The sequence below is a fragment of the Bradyrhizobium sp. SOJA106 genome (assembly GCF_059448745.1).
This window is the reverse complement of record NZ_CM182549.1, coordinates 220,854-236,030: the sequence shown is the minus strand read 5'-3', so window position 1 is coordinate 236,030 and position 15,177 is coordinate 220,854. Positions and strand designations below refer to the sequence as shown.

General features: G+C 64.1%; 19 protein-coding genes. 11 read left to right on the top strand and 8 right to left on the bottom strand.

Features of this window, described 5'->3' with window-relative positions:
- Positions 1 to 107 precede the first annotated feature (107 nt).
- The 6 genes from AC5V87_RS01135 to AC5V87_RS01110 all read right to left on the bottom strand — a co-directional run bounded on the left by AC5V87_RS01135 (position 108) and on the right by AC5V87_RS01110 (position 3,674).
- Complete coding sequence (locus AC5V87_RS01135; RefSeq protein ID WP_456841766.1) at positions 108 to 701, bottom strand: cytochrome b/b6 domain-containing protein; 594 nt, start codon at positions 699 to 701, stop codon at positions 108 to 110.
- A gap of 20 nt (positions 702 to 721) precedes the next feature.
- Positions 722 to 1,000 (bottom strand): PepSY domain-containing protein, encoded by a 279-nt coding sequence (locus AC5V87_RS01130; protein ID WP_495369742.1) that lies wholly within the window; start codon positions 998 to 1,000, stop codon positions 722 to 724.
- Positions 1,001 to 1,183: 183 nt separating this feature from the next.
- Positions 1,184 to 2,035, bottom strand: coding sequence for an SDR family oxidoreductase (locus AC5V87_RS01125; protein WP_456841764.1), 852 nt, complete (start codon positions 2,033 to 2,035; stop codon positions 1,184 to 1,186).
- Positions 2,036 to 2,038: 3 nt separating this feature from the next.
- A complete protein-coding gene (locus tag AC5V87_RS01120; protein WP_495369741.1) occupies positions 2,039 to 2,482 on the bottom strand; it encodes a PaaI family thioesterase in 444 nt (147 codons plus the stop codon).
- A complete protein-coding gene (locus AC5V87_RS01115) occupies positions 2,479 to 3,282 on the bottom strand; it encodes a crotonase/enoyl-CoA hydratase family protein (RefSeq protein ID WP_495369740.1) in 804 nt (267 codons plus the stop codon). The genes AC5V87_RS01120 and AC5V87_RS01115 overlap by 4 nt, the downstream gene beginning before the upstream one ends.
- 41 nt (positions 3,283 to 3,323) lie before the next feature.
- Positions 3,324 to 3,674 (bottom strand): hypothetical protein, encoded by a 351-nt coding sequence (locus AC5V87_RS01110; protein ID WP_456841761.1) that lies wholly within the window; start codon positions 3,672 to 3,674, stop codon positions 3,324 to 3,326.
- 92 nt (positions 3,675 to 3,766) lie between these two features.
- Between AC5V87_RS01110 and AC5V87_RS01105 the strand changes: the two genes are divergently transcribed.
- Both AC5V87_RS01105 and AC5V87_RS01100 read left to right on the top strand, forming a co-directional pair.
- A complete protein-coding gene (locus tag AC5V87_RS01105) occupies positions 3,767 to 4,297 on the top strand; it encodes a TetR/AcrR family transcriptional regulator (RefSeq protein WP_495369739.1) in 531 nt (176 codons plus the stop codon).
- Between the two features lie 60 nt (positions 4,298 to 4,357).
- Entirely contained in the window at positions 4,358 to 4,555 is a 198-nt protein-coding gene (locus AC5V87_RS01100) for a Trm112 family protein (RefSeq protein WP_456841759.1), read from the top strand.
- Between the two features lie 85 nt (positions 4,556 to 4,640).
- Here the strand turns inward: AC5V87_RS01100 and AC5V87_RS01095 are convergent, their stop codons facing one another.
- Positions 4,641 to 5,861, bottom strand: a complete 1,221-nt coding sequence (locus AC5V87_RS01095) for a ubiquinone biosynthesis hydroxylase (protein ID WP_456841758.1) — start codon at positions 5,859 to 5,861, stop codon at positions 4,641 to 4,643.
- Positions 5,862 to 6,014: 153 nt separating this feature from the next.
- Here AC5V87_RS01095 and tesB point away from each other — a divergent pair, with 153 nt between their 5' ends.
- The gene (tesB, locus tag AC5V87_RS01090) at positions 6,015 to 6,878 is read left to right on the top strand and encodes an acyl-CoA thioesterase II (protein WP_456841757.1); all 864 of its coding nucleotides are present in this window, start codon (positions 6,015 to 6,017) and stop codon (positions 6,876 to 6,878) included.
- 32 nt (positions 6,879 to 6,910) lie between these two features.
- On the opposite strand, the gene AC5V87_RS01085 is transcribed toward tesB, so the two are convergent.
- Complete coding sequence (locus AC5V87_RS01085) at positions 6,911 to 7,795, bottom strand: GYF domain-containing protein (protein WP_495369738.1); 885 nt, start codon at positions 7,793 to 7,795, stop codon at positions 6,911 to 6,913.
- Positions 7,796 to 8,031: 236 nt separating this feature from the next.
- Here AC5V87_RS01085 and AC5V87_RS01080 point away from each other — a divergent pair, with 236 nt between their 5' ends.
- The 8 genes from AC5V87_RS01080 to AC5V87_RS01045 all read left to right on the top strand — a co-directional run bounded on the left by AC5V87_RS01080 (position 8,032) and on the right by AC5V87_RS01045 (position 15,144).
- A complete protein-coding gene (locus AC5V87_RS01080; RefSeq protein ID WP_456841755.1) occupies positions 8,032 to 8,370 on the top strand; it encodes a P-II family nitrogen regulator in 339 nt (112 codons plus the stop codon).
- 73 nt (positions 8,371 to 8,443) lie between these two features.
- On the top strand, positions 8,444 to 9,745 hold the full coding sequence (locus tag AC5V87_RS01075; RefSeq protein WP_495369737.1) for an ammonium transporter: 1,302 nt from the start codon (positions 8,444 to 8,446) through the stop codon (positions 9,743 to 9,745).
- Positions 9,746 to 9,784: 39 nt separating this feature from the next.
- Entirely contained in the window at positions 9,785 to 10,099 is a 315-nt protein-coding gene (locus AC5V87_RS01070; protein ID WP_211383744.1) for an ArsR/SmtB family transcription factor, read from the top strand.
- Positions 10,096 to 10,452 (top strand): SRPBCC family protein, encoded by a 357-nt coding sequence (locus AC5V87_RS01065; RefSeq protein WP_456843495.1) that lies wholly within the window; start codon positions 10,096 to 10,098, stop codon positions 10,450 to 10,452. The genes AC5V87_RS01070 and AC5V87_RS01065 overlap by 4 nt, the downstream gene beginning before the upstream one ends.
- Positions 10,453 to 10,490: 38 nt before the next feature.
- A complete protein-coding gene (locus AC5V87_RS01060) occupies positions 10,491 to 11,093 on the top strand; it encodes an ATP-dependent Clp protease proteolytic subunit (RefSeq protein WP_495369736.1) in 603 nt (200 codons plus the stop codon).
- 404 nt (positions 11,094 to 11,497) lie between these two features.
- Positions 11,498 to 11,836, top strand: coding sequence for a P-II family nitrogen regulator (locus AC5V87_RS01055; RefSeq protein ID WP_027535364.1), 339 nt, complete (start codon positions 11,498 to 11,500; stop codon positions 11,834 to 11,836).
- Between the two features lie 37 nt (positions 11,837 to 11,873).
- Complete coding sequence (locus tag AC5V87_RS01050) at positions 11,874 to 13,322, top strand: ammonium transporter (RefSeq protein WP_456841752.1); 1,449 nt, start codon at positions 11,874 to 11,876, stop codon at positions 13,320 to 13,322.
- A 223-nt stretch (positions 13,323 to 13,545) separates the two neighbouring features.
- Positions 13,546 to 15,144 (top strand): caspase family protein, encoded by a 1,599-nt coding sequence (locus tag AC5V87_RS01045; RefSeq protein WP_495369735.1) that lies wholly within the window; start codon positions 13,546 to 13,548, stop codon positions 15,142 to 15,144.
- Positions 15,145 to 15,177 lie beyond the last annotated feature (33 nt).

Here is a 15,177-nt window from a genome sequence, read left to right as displayed (position 1 = left end):
TGACACGGTTGGCGGTAGTCCTGTGCGGGTCAGCGGCTACGAGTCCCGTAAAACTCCGCGGCTGGGCGAGCCCGCAGCTAGGTCCGTTCGAGCTCGACCAGCTGTGCCTAGGGATGGTTGCGGATGCGCTTGCGGCCCGTGATCATCGCGCGGATCAGGTTCTCGCGCTGCAGCATCCCCATCAGCACCACGCCGATGACGTGGAGCACGACCAGGACGATCACCGCGTCCGATGAATAATGGTGGGTGTCTTCGACCCACCAGACGCCGAAGAAGGTCACAGTGACCGACATCGCGCCGGTGATCGTCGAGACGGCGAGCGACAGCAGCAGCGCCACCAGCATCAGGGTGCCGGCGGGATTGAGGCCGATATAGCGGCCGGTGATGCCGCGGCGCAGATTCCAGAGATAGCGCGGCGCGGCACGGAGCCTGACGCCGACCATGCGGAAGCGCGAATAGCGGCTTCCCCAAAACCCCCAGACCAGACGGAAGCCGAGCAGCCCAAGCGCCGTATAGCCGACGATGCGATGAGCTCTGTCATAGATGGTGGGAGTGAACCACGCGGCCAGGATGCTGGCTGCTAAGGCCCAATGCCAGAGGCGTAGCGGGAGGTCCCAAACCGCAACCGTCCGCGATGCAGTCCGATCCGCGGGGGCCCTTTCGGACGCCCCGCGCGTTTCTGGCACCGCTTCGTCGATCAAGCTGGGACCACCCTAAAGATTTACTTGGCAATCGTGTGCTTCAGGCTGAGATCTTCCGGGCTGTAGAACAGCTCGTAGAGCGTGCCTTCCTTGACGCCGTAGACTTCATAGCACGAGCCCTCGACCTTGGAGCGCCGCACCTCGTAGCCGGCCGCCTTGGCCTTGGCTTCGGCTTCGCTGGCCGGCTTCCACGACGCCTTGTCGATCTTGGTGCAGTTCTTGAACCCGTCGGCCATCGCCGCCGAGCTCATACCAATCCCGACCGTCACTGCAATGGCAACAACACGAATGACCTTCACGAACGTCTCCTCTTCTGTCGTGGGCGCTGCGCGGACCGCGAAGCGGGACCGAAGGAAGCAAAGGAGATGATGAAGTCAATCCGGTTCGGGGCTTTCTGGATTTAGAGTTATTCTAACGATCCGAAAAACATCAGCGCTCTCCGTGTACGCCACACATTTGAGCGGCTGCTGCGGCCTTACGCCTCACGGCTTGGGGATGGCACTCTGGCCTTGCCAGTTGCGCGAGGCCACGCTTCGCGTCCCCGGATCGTTGCGCCGCAGCCAGTCCGCCCAGGTGAGGCGGCCTCGCACACCCTGACTGACGACAAAACCCATGCCGCGCGCCTTTGCCTCCGAAAGATCGACCGGCAGAATTTTTCGATGCAGTCTTCTCGCGTTCTGATATTGGCGAGCGAGGGAAACGAGATCGAGAGCTTCCGGCCCGCCGATCTCCGCGCGCGCCCCGCGCTGCCCGTCGAACGCGCAAGCCACGACGTGGTTGGCAACGTCCGTCGTATCGACCGGATCGAACCGCGACGTCGGCACCGGCCACACCGGCAGCCAGAACAGGCCCGAAAGCAGCCTGTCGAGCAGATAATAGAACGGCATCGCGCGAACGACGGACCAGGACAGGTTGGATGCACGCACCAGTCGTTCGCCGGCGAGCTTGACCCGCGCATAGGGCAAGGTCGCCTCGTCGAGACCGACGATCGAAACGTGGAGGAAGTGCCGCACCCGAGCTTCCCCACTGACGGCCAGCAGGCGTTCCGTGCCTTCGACATCCACGGCGGAGGGCGACCTGAAGAAGTCGATCGGACGGATGCCGCCGCGCCGCGCAATCGGCGAATAGGTCGCAGCATTGATGACCGTGTCGACGTCATGTAGCGCGGCCCGCAGACCGGCGCCCGTGGCGAGATCACCTGAGGCCCATTCGACATCCGGTCGCGCGCCCGGCGAGCGCGCAAACACCCGGACACGATGCCCAGCGCGAACGAGACGATCGACGATATCCCCGCCGAGATGACCTGTACCTCCAGTAACGAGCGTCAGCGCCATGGCTCAGCTCCCGTCAACCTTGCGCGGTTTGCAGGTGGGGACGAGCACGGTTTCGCCGGTCGCGACGAGGGCGAGATCATCTTGCTCGTCGGCCGCGAAGAGCTCGGCGCGGGCGAACACCTGCCTGCGCCCGGCGCGGAGCGTCGTTCCCTTCGCGACGAAATAGCGGCCGATCGCCGGCCTCAGGCAATTCATCGAGAAATGCGAAGCGGTGACCGCACCGACGAGCGTCGCTGCGGCGAAGCCACAGGCGGTATCGAGCAGGGCCGCGATGAGAGCGGCATGGAGATGTCCGGAATATTGAGTCAGGTCGTCCCGCCAGCCCATCCGGATGGTCACCTCGCCATGGCCGGCAGCAACAACGTCGAAACCGACGGAGCGGTTGAAGGCCGCCGATGCGTTGACCGCGTTGAGTATTTGCAGATCGAATCCTTGCGTCTCGCTCATGCATAGCTCCATCGCGGCCTGCGGTTTTCCAGATTGCTTCTGACGGCCTCGATCTGATTGGGCGTGCCAAGCAGCGCGGCCTGTGCGGTGGTCTCCGCGGCGAGACCGGTCGCTGGATCCGAGGTCGCAGACAGGTTCAACAGGCGCTTGGCCGCGCGGACGGCGTCGGGGCTGCGGCTCGCGATCTCGTGCGCCGTGGCCAGCGCAGCCGCCACGGGATTGTCGGCCAGCCGCGTCGCAAAGCCGTAGGCAAGCGCTTGTTGCGCGGAAAAGACCCGGCCGGAATAGGTCAGCTCTCGCACGACGTCGTCGCGTGCGAGACGGCGCATCAGCTGCGTGCCGCACATATCGGGCACGAGACCCCATTTGGTCTCGATGATCCCGAGCTTTGTTCCGGGCGCGACATAGCGCAGGTCAGCACCAAGCGCGAGCTGGAAGCCACCGCCGAACGCAACGCCATGAACCGCTGCAATCACCGGTACGGGCAGTTCGCGCCAGACCCAGACGAGATGCTGGGCATAGTTCGCGATGCCGTGGGTTCGACGCGTCAGGTCAATGGACGGGAGCAGCGGATTGCCGTTCGCGGTGGCGAGAAGGCGATCGAGGTCGAGGCCGGCGCAGAAGGCGCGCCCTTCGCCCGAGATGATGACGGCGCCGAGATCCTTGGCCGTACCCAGCTGTGTGCCTGCTTCGATGATGGCCTCGAACATCGCCGGGTCGAGCGCATTCATCTTGTCCGGGCGGTTAAGCCGGAGATGGGCCACGCGGTTTTCGATGGTCAGTCGAACACGATTTTCCATGATGCGGCTCCGCTTGAATGCCTGGCTTGTCGTCTCGACGCTCAGTATCCCGCAACCGCCATCGCGACGACCGCGCTGAGCATCATCCAGCCGAAATGCCGGCCGCGCGTCGCCCATGCGTTGGCGCAGGCCGAAAAGCCGAACACGCAGGCCATGGTGGCGGCGATCCAGTGGCGCGCCGGCTCCGAGCCCATCCAGGGCGTTGCGATCAGCAGCACGCCGCCGCCGATCCAGGCGACGGTCGAGGCCTGCCAGACCAGGCGGATCAGGGTGCGCAGCCGTTCCGGCTCGATCCGGGCGCGGGGAAACACCTTGGCTTCGCCGAGAAAGCCGTGGATGAGCGCCACGACAATGGTTAGGACGCCGGCGCACTGGAGCAAGAGATCACGCATCGATGTCTCCATACAGTTATGTATGGTTGATTAGGCGCTGGCCCGCCGCCTGTCAATACACTAGTGTATGGCGGATTTTCCGGAACCCAGACATGACCGAGCAGCTCTCCGCCGACGACTGGATCGACCAGGGCCTCAAGGCGCTGGCGAGGAGCGGCTTCACCGCGCTGAAGGCCGATCCGCTGGCCAAGGCCATCGGCGTGTCGCGCGGCAGCTTCTATTGGCATTTCACCGATCTCGGCGCGTTCCACGCCGCCGTTCTGAAGCGCTGGCGTGAGATCGCGGCGGAGCAGATCATCGCCGATGTCGAGGCTGCCACTGAGGATCCGCTCAAGGCGCTGCTGCGCAGGTCCTTTGGTGCGCGGCTCGACCTCGAACGCGCGGTGCGCAACTGGGCCGCGTTCGATGCGGCCGCGCAAGGCGCGGTCCGCGCCATCGACCGGCGCAGGATCGAATATATCGAAGCATTGCTCGCAAAGCGCGGGCTCGCGCCCGCGACGGCGCAGGCCCGTGCGCAGATCCTGTACTGGACGTTTCTCGGCTTCGCCCTGTCGGGGACGGCGGTGCCAGCGGCCAGGATCCAGGTCCTGATCGACGAGCTGCTGCGGTTGATCTCTACTTGAGCCGGCGCGGTGGCGGTGACAAATATCTGTGCTAGAGGCAACCAGCCGCCGGAGACCGAAATGAATACGCCCACCGAACGCCCCGAAACCAGCGTCGATCCCAAATTGCTGGAGATCCTGGTCTGCCCGCTGACCAAGGGTCCGCTGGAATTCGATTCTGCCAAACAGGAGCTGATCTCGCGCAGCGCCAAGCTCGCTTATCCGATCCGCGACGGCATCCCGATCATGCTGCCGGAAGAGGCGCGGAAGATCGATTGAGAGATGCGCGATGGCCGCTCCCCACTTTCGGTGTCGTCCCGGCGCATCGCCGTGCGCTGATCCGGGGCGACAGCGGGGCGTGGAGCTACAGCGCCTCGCCCTTCAACAATCTTGGCACCTCGCCCGTCAGCCCGGCGGCCTGGCGGATGAAGAGGCTCTTCAGCGGCGGAGCGCGGTCGACGAGGCCAAGGCCGATGTCGCGGACGGTGCGCAACAGCGTCGACTGATTGGAGAACAGGAAGTTCAGCGAGTTGGTGGCAACGCCCATCGCCATGGTGTCGAAGCGGCGCCAGCGCTGGTAACGCTCGAGCACGTCGGCGCCGCCGAGATCCATGCCGAGCCGCGCGGCATCGACGACGACCTCGGCCAGCGCCGCGACATCCTTCAGCCCCATGTTGAGACCCTGGCCTGCAATGGGGTGGATGACATGGGCGGAATCGCCGACCAGCGCGAGGCGCTCGGCGATGAAGGAGCGCGCGACGAAATAGGACAGGGGAAACGCGCGCGGCTTGTCGAGCGCCTTGACCTCACCGAGATGCAGGCCGAAGCGCTGCTCGAGCTCGGCATGGAACTCCTCGTCGCTGAGCGCGATGATGCGCGCGGCCTCCGCTCGGCGCTCGGTCCACACCAGTGACGACCGTTTTCCCGAGAGCGGCAGGATCGCGAAGGGACCCGCCGGCAGGAAGTGCTCTTCGGCGCGGCCCTCGTGATCGCGTTCGTGACCGACGGTGACGACGATGCCGGACTGATCATACTCCCAGCCGTGGGTGGCGATGCCGGCGCGTTCGCGCAGCCTCGACTTCGCACCATCGGCCGCGACAAGAAGGCTGGCGGCGATCACGCTGCCGTCGCCGAGCGTCACGTCGATACGCTCAGGGCGCGCATCGTAGGATGACACCGTGGTGGGGCGCAGATCGATGCCCTCGGCCTCGGCGCGCACCACCAGCGCATCGATCAGACGGCGGTTCTCGATCATATGCGCGAACGGCTCGCCCGGCGCCACGTCGCCGGCGAAGTTCAGGAACACCGGACGGGTGGCGTCTTCCAGCTTGGAATCGGTGACGACCATGTCGAGGATCGGCTGGGCCTCAGCCCGGACGTCATCCCAGGCGCCGATCGCCTCGAACAAGCGGCGGCAAGCCGCCACGATCGCGGTCGCGCGCGGGTCGCGGCTCGGCCGCGTGCTGAGCGCGGGATCGGCGACGATGACGGGAATCTCGGGTCCCAGGCCCTGGCGCAACGCCAGCGCCAATGCGAGGCCGGCAAACGCGCCCCCGCCAATGACAATGCTACCCTGTGCCGACATACCAAGCTTCCCGGTCAATTCTCGGTCTTGCTAGCAGACTTGAGCTGGGCGAAACAGTGCGGTGAAACAAGGGCGGAACGGCCTCATTGTGTCATTCCCGGGGCGCGCAAATGCGCGAACCCGGAATGACGGGATCCTTCGAAAGCGCAAGTCATGTCCAAAAGCCTGATCGACCTGATCTCGATCCTCGATCTCGAACAACTCGAGGTGAATTTGTTCCGCGGCAACAGCCCGAAGACGAGCTGGCAGCGGGTCTTTGGCGGCCAGGTGATCGGGCAGGCGATGGTCGCGGCCTGCCGCACCGTCGAGGGGCGGCTACCGCACTCGCTGCATTGCTATTTCATCCTGCCGGGCGATCCGCAGATTCCGATCATCTACCAGGTGGAGCGCCTGCGCGACGGCAAGAGCTATTCGACGCGGCGCGTCACCGCGATCCAGCACGGCAACGCGATCTTCTCGATCATGGTCTCGTTCCACACCGATGAGGAGACCGCCTTCGACCATCAGGACAAGATGCCCGAAGTGCCGCCGCCGGAGAAGCTCACGGCGGAGGAGGTGGCGAAACAGCCGATGTTCCGCGAGATGCCGGAGTTCATCCGCCGCTACTACGAATCCGATCGTCCGATCGAGCTGCGCCCGGTCGAGCTCGGCCGCTATTTCGGCCAGAAGATCGACGACGGCCGCATCCATGTCTGGATCAGGACGGCGGCGAAGCTGCCCGACGATCCGGCGCTGCACATGTGCGCGCTCGCCTACGCCTCGGATTTCTCGCTGCTCGATGCGATCATGGCACGCTATGGCCGCACACTGTTCGACAAGCGCATGATGCCGGCGAGCCTCGACCACGCCATGTGGTTTCATCGCCCGTTCCGCGCCGACGAATGGCTGCTCTACGCGCAGGATTCGCCGAGTGCGCAATCAGGCCGCGGCCTGACCCGCGGCTCGATCTTCAAGCCCGACGGCACGCTGGTGGCGTCGGTGGCGCAGGAGGGCTCGGTGCGCGAGCGCAGGAGCTGACAGCTCCAGACCCGCGCCCGGAGCTTTTCGGATCAGGCCGCGAGCGACCCGCGCGGCACGAGCTCGGTCTGCGAGGCGAACCAGTTCATGATCCAGCGATACACCCAGGGGATCGGGATGATCAGGCTGCACAGGATCGCAGCCACGATTCCGCGCCAGAGAATGCCGAGGCCGCTCCCCCGAAACACGATCTCGCGGCGCGCGCCTTCGATGCTGCGGCAGAACCACCGCATCTGGGCCGCGGCGACCCAGGCCCAGCCGATGATGGTGATGATCGAGATCGCGAACAGCAGATTCCAGCCGATATAGGCCCAGACCGAGCCGGAGAAGCTGAGGCCGAGCGGCTGCCCGTTGGAGGCGAGGTTCGCGACCATCCATTTGATCAGGAGCCAGTAGAGCACGATCTGCACGATGAACAGCAAGTTGCTGAGCAGCTGGCTGCCGATGTAGCCGATCACGATCGCCAGCACGATGAAGCCGAAAAACCAGGGCACCAGCGTCATCGCATTGCCGGTGAAGCTGAGGTTCGGACGTCCCGGGACCTTCACGCAGGACACGATCCATTTCGTGTACCAGACGAACGCCCATGGAGCCGGGATGACGAAGATCATCCCGATCAGCAGCACGACGGTGCGCCACGTGAATTCGAGAATACCGAAATCGACGGCCATCGATCCCGTGCTGCCACCGCCAGCATAGCCGCCGGAGCCCATCATCGGCGGACCGCCGGCCGGGACCATCGGCGGCGCGCCGCCGATCAGGCCGGGGATTTCGGCGGCCTTCTGCCAGCCGGCCATGCCCTCGGACCACACCAGCGTGTCGGCGCGCACAATTCCTTGCGCAACCAAGTCGCGGAATTGCCCTTCCGGAAAAGGCCCCTGCTGCTTGCCCTCGGCCGCATAAAACCAACTTGCCATGAAGCGTCCCCCTCAAAATACTTATGTACCGCTCGACAGGCGGAGGTTCACCGCATCCATGCCCAAAATGCACTGTGAATGATGAACGACTGCCCTGTACAGAGGCGGCCGTTCACACGGCCGAACGTTTTTCGCTTCAATCTGCAAGTTTTTTGTGCCATTTGCCCGGAAAGATGCCAGATTGACGCAGCGCCGGGGACCTACGGCGCTGCGCATCCCGGGGAATAGGCCTGACCATGAAACTCGTCGTCGCGATCATCAAACCTTTCAAGCTCGATGAGGTCCGCCAGGCCCTGACGGCGATCGGCGTCCACGGCATGACCGTGACCGAGGTGAAGGGTTACGGCCGCCAGAAGGGCCACACCGAGATCTACCGCGGCGCCGAATATGTCGTGAACTTCCTGCCGAAGCTGCGGATCGAGATCGCGGTCCCCTCCGACATCGCCGACAAGGCCGTGGGCGTGATCACCGCGTCCGCGCGCACCGGCCAGATCGGCGACGGAAAGATCTTCGTCACGCCGATCGACCACGCGCTGCGCATCCGCACCGGCGAAACCGACAGCGACGCGCTTTAAGAAACTCTCTTTCGATCGCACCTCGTAACGACGCCACAGCGTGCGACGCCAATTTGATGCCGGGGGAAATGACATGGCGGGATTGTTGCGCCGCGCGGCCGCTTTGGCCGCGCCGATCGGATATGTGTTCGCTTTGGCTTCGCCGGCGCATGCAGCCACCTCCGAGATCAACACCGCCGACACGGCCTGGATGATCGTCGCCACCGCATTGGTGCTGATGATGACCATCCCGGGACTGGCGCTGTTCTACTCCGGCATGGTGCGCAAGAAGAACGTGCTCGCGACCATGGCGCAGAGTCTCGCCGCCGTGACGCTGATCTCCATTCTCTGGGTCGCGTTCGGCTATTCGCTGTGCTTCGTCGGCGACGGCCCATGGATCGGCTCGCTCGACCGCTGGTTTCTTGCCGGCATGACCATGGACAGCGTCAATCCGGCGGCGAAGACGATCCCGGAATCCCTGTTCATGCTGTACCAGATGACGTTCGCCATCATCACGGTGGCGCTGGTCGCGGGCTCGGTTGCCGACCGCATGCGGTTCTCCGCCTATTTGTTGTTCTCCGTCGCCTGGTTCATCTTCGTCTACATTCCCTTGGCGCATTGGGTGTGGGGCGGCGGCTTTCTTAGCAGCATGGGTGTGATGGATTTCGCCGGCGGCCTTGTCGTGCATCTGTCGGCCGGCACCGCCGGCCTCGTCGCCGCCAAGGTGATGGGACGCCGCCACGGCTACGGCACTGAGAATCTCTCGCCGTTCGATCTGTCGCTTGCGGTGATGGGCACCGGGCTGTTGTGGGTCGGCTGGTTCGGCTTCAACGGCGGCTCGGCGGGCGCGGCCAATTCGCGCGCGGTGATGGCGATCATCGCGACGCATCTTGCAGCCTGTTCCGGCGCGCTGACTTGGGGCGCGATCGAATGGTCGACGCGGCGCAAGCCTTCCGTGCTCGGCATGATCTCCGGCGCGGTCGCAGGGCTCGGCACCATCACGCCCGCCTCCGGCTTCGTCGCGCCGTGGCATGGCATCGTCATCGGCATCATCGCCGGCGCGGTGTGCTACTGGGCCTGTACCTGGCTGAAGCACCGCTTCAATTATGACGATTCCCTCGACGTGTTCGGCGTCCATGGCGTCGGCGGCCTGACCGGCACCGTGCTCGCCGGCGTGTTCGCCACCAGCGCGATCGGCGGCACCGCCGGCCTGATCGAGGGCCATCCGCAGCGGCTGCTGATCCAGCTCTACGGAGTCGCCGTCACCTTCGTCTGGGCGGCCGGCGTGAGCTTCGTCCTGCTCAAGCTGGTCGCCCTGTTCGTGCCCTTGCGCGTATCGCGCGAGCAGGAGCTGGAGGGTCTCGACATCACCCAGCACGGCGAGGCTTTACAGTAAGGGCTTGCGCAACACATAAGCACATGCTTATGTGTTGCCATGATCGAAGCCGACATCTTCAAGGCGCTGGCCGACCCGACCCGCCGCAAGGTCTTTGAGAAGCTCGCCGGCGGCAGCCTCAATGCCAGCGCTTTGCGGGACGGATTGGAGATCAGCCAGCCGGCGATGTCGCAGCATCTGGCGGTGCTGCGCGCGGCAGGGCTCGTACGCGAGCAGCGGCAGGGCCGCTTTGTGAACTACGAAGTCGACCCGGACGGGATCGCCACCATCGGGACATGGCTCGCGCGCTACCGCGCCTACTGGCCGAAGCGCATGGAAGCACTCGCCGACCTCTTGAAGGACATGGATCAATGAGCGACGCCGCGAAGCCTGATCGTCCCGACGCAAAGCTCGTGCTCGAATTCGTTTTCAATGCGCCGCCGGCAAAAGTCTGGCGCGCCGTGACCATTCCTGAATTGCGCGAGCGCTGGCTGCCGGATTGCGACCTTGCGGGCGCCGAGCCGGAATCATCGATTCCAGGCGAAGAGGTGCGCTATCGGCTGCGCGATTCCGAGCCGCCGTTTCGCGAAAGCCACGTCATCTTCCGGATCGAACCAAACGAAGACGGCGGCACCCGCTTTCGCATCATCCAACAAGCCTGTGACGATCGAACGAAGCTACCGCAACCGGCCAACAGCAATTGCTGCCTGATGCGCGCGGCGGCCTGACACCAACAAGACTTCATTGTAGATATGGGAGGTCGCCGATGCGCGACATGCTTCAGCTCGTCCCTATGGTGGTCGAACAATCGGCGCGCGGCGAACGATCCTTCGACATCTACTCACGCCTCCTGCGCGAGCGCATCATCTTCCTCAACGGCGAGGTCAATGATGCGATGTCCGGACTGGTCTGCGCGCAGCTCTTGTTCCTGGAGGCGGAGAATCCGAGCCGGCCGATCAACCTCTACATCAATTCCTACGGCGGCGTGGTCACCTCTGGACTTGCGATGTACGACACCATGCAGTTCATCAAGGCGCCGGTCCACACGCTGTGCATGGGCACCGCGCGCTCGATGGGCTCGTTCCTGCTGATGGCCGGCGAGCCCGGTCACCGCGCCGCCTTGCCCAACGCAAGCCTTCACGTGCATCAGCCGCTCGGCGGCTTCCAGGGCCAGGCCTCCGACATCCTGATCCATGCCAACGAAATGCAGGAAACCAAGCGACGCATCATCCGGCTCTATGCACGGCATTGCGGACGCTCCGAGGCGGAGGTGGAGCGGACCCTGGACCGCGACCACTTCATGACCGCACAGCAGGGCGTCGAATGGGGATTGATCGACCGGGTTTTTGCCGAACGTGACGCTGCCTGACGGTCCTGCAGTGGCCTTTCAACCGCACGGTTTATTGCGCGCACCCGGTGAGCACGAGTGCGTCAGGCTCGCTATCTCCCGCCGCGGCGCGGCGTCCACCCCATAACGTGATACCTTTTGTCTGCCCGACACATGAGCAACATTGTGTCGGCAGCCTGTCGTGCTCGTATTTTGAGCAGTTCTGACCACGTTTTGAGCGCGACGTATTAGCGCAGTGCGGCGCAATACGCCTCGAGCGCGAAAACACCCGTTTTCATAGTCCGTTAGGCAATGCGCCCGATCTGGCACGGCATTTGATTCTAGGGGGCCTGGCTGTGCCCGCGTAGTGAAACTTCTCCCTCGTGGCGAACCAGTCGAGAAACGCCCGGCCACGTCCGGACCGGGCTCAAGCGGGGATAGGACCCATGAAAATTGTTATGGCGATCATTAAGCCATTCAAGTTGGAAGAAGTCCGTGACGCCCTGACCGCCATTGGCGTTCACGGACTCACGGTGACGGAAGTCAAGGGATATGGCCGGCAGAAAGGCCATACGGAGATCTATCGCGGCGCCGAATATGCCGTGAGCTTCCTGCCCAAGATCAAGATCGAGGTCGCTGTCGCGTCCGAACAGGTCGACAAGACCATCGATGCCATCACGTCCGCGGCGAAAACGGGACAGATCGGCGACGGCAAGATCTTCGTCATCAATCTCGACCATGCGGTTCGTATCCGCACCGGCGAGGCCGATGCCGCGGCCCTTTGATTTCGCGCTCAACCTTATCCAATCAGGAGTGAATAAAATGACGTTTAAGCGTCCCTATGGCGCGGGATTGGCGGCTCTCGCAGTCGGCCTGTTCGCTGCGACCGCAGCCTATGCCGAGCCAACGGTCAACAAGGGAGACAACGCCTGGATGCTGACATCGACGGTGCTGGTGCTGTTGATGACGATCCCCGGCCTCGCGCTGTTCTACGGCGGTCTCGTCCGTTCCAAGAACATGCTCTCCGTGCTGATGCAGGTGTTCTACACCGTCTGCGTCGTCACCGTGATCTGGGCCGTGTACGGCTACAGCCTCGCCTTCACCGGCGGCTCCGACTTCATCGGCGGCTTCTCCAAGGCCTTCATGATGGGCGTCACCACCGACTCGAAGGCTGCGACCTTCTCGGTCGACGCCAACATCTCGGAGCTTGTCTACGTGTGCTTCCAGATGACCTTCGCGGCGATCACGCCTGCCCTCATCGTCGGCGCTTTCGCCGAGCGGATGAAGTTCTCGGCGATCGCGCTCTTCATCCCGCTCTGGGTCACGCTGATCTACTTCCCGATCGCGCACATGGTCTGGTACTGGCCCGGCCCGGACGCGATCCAGGATGCGGCCAAGGCTCTGGCTGCTGCCGGTGATGCGGCGGCGAAGACCGCGGCGCAGGCCAAGCTCGACGAGATCAACGCTGATGCTGGCTGGATCTTCAAGGCGGGCGCGATCGACTTCGCCGGCGGCACCGTGGTGCACATCAACGCCGGTATCGCAGGCCTCGTCGGCGCTCTCCTGATCGGCAAGCGCGTCGGTTACGGCAAGGAGCTGATGGCTCCGCACTCGCTGACCATGTCGATGATCGGCGCCTCGCTGCTCTGGGTCGGCTGGTTCGGCTTCAACGCCGGCTCCAACCTGGAAGCCAACGGCGGCGCTGCGCTCGCCATGACCAACTCCTTCGTCGCCACCGCAGCCGCCGCGCTGTCGTGGATGTTCGCGGAGTGGATCGTGAAGGGCCATCCGTCGGTGCTCGGCGTCATCTCAGGCGCCGTCGCGGGCCTCGTGGCCGTCACGCCTGCCGCCGGCTTCTCCGGTGTCATGGGCGCGATCGTCCTCGGTCTCGTGGTCGGCGTGGTCTGCCTGTTCTTCTGCACCGTTGTGAAGAACGCGCTCGGCTACGATGACAGCCTCGACGTGTTCGGCGTGCACTGCATCGGCGGCATCGTCGGCGCGATCGGCACCGGCATCCTGGTCAATCCGGCTCTCGGTGGTGCGGGCATCATCGACTACACCGCGATCCCGCCGAAGGTTGCCGATTACGACTTCGCCGCGCAGATGCTGTCCCAGCTCAAGGCTGTCGGCACCACGCTGGTGTGGTCGGGCGTCGGTTCGGCGATCCTCTACAAGGTCGTCGACGTGATCGTTGGCCTCCGCGCCAATGTCGAGAGCGAGCGTGAAGGCCTCGACATCACCGAGCACACCGAGCGCGCCTACAACATGTAACGCTCTCCTCCCGGGCGCGGTCTCCTCGAGACCGTGCCCACAACTACGGTTTGGGCACATACCCGGCAATGCCCCGACCGTTGAGGGGCTCCAGCGCAAGTTGGAGCCCCTTTCTTTTTACCACGCGGCATTTCGCGTGGTCCGGACTCGCCGCAAGTCAAATTGGACGACGCCATCGCTGGCGATTATCATGCCTCCGACTCCCGATTTGGAGCGGCATTCAATGCGTTTGTTCCAGTTTTTGAGCCTTTGCCTCCTGTCGCTCACTCTCTCCGCCCTAGATGCCCACGCCGACAAGCGCGTCGCGCTGGTGATCGGCAACGGCGCCTACCGGAACGTCCCGGCGCTACCCAATCCGACCAACGACGCGGCCGACGTCGGGGCAGCACTGAAACGATCCGGATTCGAGCCGATCGTTGCGACAGATCTCGACCAGTCCGCCATGCAGGAGGCTGTTCTGCGGTTTGCGCGCGAGGCGCACGGGGCCGATGTCGCCTTGTTCTATTACAGCGGGCACGCGCTTCAGTTCGCCGGCGTCAACTATCTGGTGCCCGTCGATGCCGTCGTCCGCGACGAGGTCGATCTGCGGCGCCTGGTGCGCGCCGACGAGATTCTGGCGGACCTGCAACAGGCCAAGAACCTCCGGATCCTCGTGCTCGACGCATGCCGCGACAACCCGTTTGCTGACGAATTGCGGAGGAATGTGGGACAGGGCCGCGGCGTGACTGTGTCCCGCGGCCTGGCGAAGATGGAAAGTCCGGACGGCACGATCATCTCCTATGCGACGCAGGCCGGTCGAACCGCCGACGACGGCGATGGTCGCAACAGCCCCTATACGAGCTCGTTCCTGGAGCACATACGCGACCAGGGCAATATCAACACGGTGTTTCAGACCATCAGCGCGGGCGTGTACCAGCGCACCAAAGGCACTCAGGTGCCCGAACTGTCGCTGTCGTTTTTCGGCGAGTACTACCTCAACGGCAAACCGGAGACGTCGGCTTTGGCCCCGGCACCAGCGCCGCCGATCGATCCCTGTGCGGATGCCGGTGATCATTGGCGCAGCGCGGAGACGCTGGGCACGCTGGCAGCCTTCAAGGATCACTTGATGCGCTTCCCCAACTGTGCATTCGCGGACCTCGCAAAATCCCGGATCGCGGCGCTGGCAAAATCCGCCGATGATGCCAAGCGCAGTATCGCGTTTGACGGGACCTGGATCGGCAAGGAACGTTGTCAATCTCAGCCTCCTTTCCTGGAGTCCTATTACCAGCACGCGCTGCGCATCAAGGACGGCGTGCTTCATGCGGTTTTTGGCGACGACGGCAAGTCTGGTTCGTCCGTCTATGACGGAAAGATCGAGGCGGATGGCAGCGCCACCATCATGGTCAAGGGCCTGTTGCCGGAGAACGACCCGCTGCGTCGGCCCGCCGGATCTCCCTACCAGTACAAGATCGTCCTTGCGCTGAAGGACTCCAGCGGAGCCGGCGTGCGGACGGAGACGCCGCGGCAGTGCCAAATGGAATTGACCAAGCTGGCACCACAGAGCCCGGGTGCGAACCCGGCTCAGACTGATTCGAAGCGGGCCACCCGGCACGAGGAAAAGACCGCGGTAATCCCGCCCGAACAGCGGGACGGCGGAAAGCCACGGCAAACTGGGGGGCTGAGCTGTTCGATGATGCGGAGCAGATGCGCCACTGCATGTGTCGGGCTTAGCGGCAATCCAAATTGCGCTTCAACCGTCTGCCCGCGTCTGGAAGGGGAGTGCATGAGCAGCGGATGCTGGCGCGGCCGAGGTTTCAGTGGCTGCGGGCTTGCCAAGCGCTAGCTGCCACAGGACCATTGCGGTACGATATCCGTT

Excerpts from the sequence above, each read along its gene's own strand:
- AC5V87_RS01125 (WP_456841764.1), bottom strand. The coding sequence starts at position 2,035 with ATGGCGCTGACGCTCGTTACTGGAGGTACAGGTCATCTCGGCGGGGAT.
- AC5V87_RS01120 (WP_495369741.1), bottom strand. The coding sequence starts at position 2,482 with ATGAGCGAGACGCAAGGATTCGATCTGCAAATACTCAACGCGGTCAAC.
- AC5V87_RS01115 (WP_495369740.1), bottom strand. The coding sequence starts at position 3,282 with ATGGAAAATCGTGTTCGACTGACCATCGAAAACCGCGTGGCCCATCTC.
- AC5V87_RS01110 (WP_456841761.1), bottom strand. The coding sequence starts at position 3,674 with ATGCGTGATCTCTTGCTCCAGTGCGCCGGCGTCCTAACCATTGTCGTG.
- AC5V87_RS01105 (WP_495369739.1), top strand. The coding sequence starts at position 3,767 with ATGACCGAGCAGCTCTCCGCCGACGACTGGATCGACCAGGGCCTCAAG.
- AC5V87_RS01100 (WP_456841759.1), top strand. The coding sequence starts at position 4,358 with ATGAATACGCCCACCGAACGCCCCGAAACCAGCGTCGATCCCAAATTG.
- AC5V87_RS01095 (WP_456841758.1), bottom strand. The coding sequence starts at position 5,861 with ATGTCGGCACAGGGTAGCATTGTCATTGGCGGGGGCGCGTTTGCCGGC.
- tesB (WP_456841757.1), top strand. The coding sequence starts at position 6,015 with ATGTCCAAAAGCCTGATCGACCTGATCTCGATCCTCGATCTCGAACAA.
- AC5V87_RS01085 (WP_495369738.1), bottom strand. The coding sequence starts at position 7,795 with ATGGCAAGTTGGTTTTATGCGGCCGAGGGCAAGCAGCAGGGGCCTTTT.
- AC5V87_RS01080 (WP_456841755.1), top strand. The coding sequence starts at position 8,032 with ATGAAACTCGTCGTCGCGATCATCAAACCTTTCAAGCTCGATGAGGTC.
- AC5V87_RS01075 (WP_495369737.1), top strand. The coding sequence starts at position 8,444 with ATGGCGGGATTGTTGCGCCGCGCGGCCGCTTTGGCCGCGCCGATCGGA.
- AC5V87_RS01070 (WP_211383744.1), top strand. The coding sequence starts at position 9,785 with ATGATCGAAGCCGACATCTTCAAGGCGCTGGCCGACCCGACCCGCCGC.
- AC5V87_RS01065 (WP_456843495.1), top strand. The coding sequence starts at position 10,096 with ATGAGCGACGCCGCGAAGCCTGATCGTCCCGACGCAAAGCTCGTGCTC.
- AC5V87_RS01060 (WP_495369736.1), top strand. The coding sequence starts at position 10,491 with ATGCGCGACATGCTTCAGCTCGTCCCTATGGTGGTCGAACAATCGGCG.
- AC5V87_RS01055 (WP_027535364.1), top strand. The coding sequence starts at position 11,498 with ATGAAAATTGTTATGGCGATCATTAAGCCATTCAAGTTGGAAGAAGTC.
- AC5V87_RS01050 (WP_456841752.1), top strand. The coding sequence starts at position 11,874 with ATGACGTTTAAGCGTCCCTATGGCGCGGGATTGGCGGCTCTCGCAGTC.
- AC5V87_RS01045 (WP_495369735.1), top strand. The coding sequence starts at position 13,546 with ATGCGTTTGTTCCAGTTTTTGAGCCTTTGCCTCCTGTCGCTCACTCTC.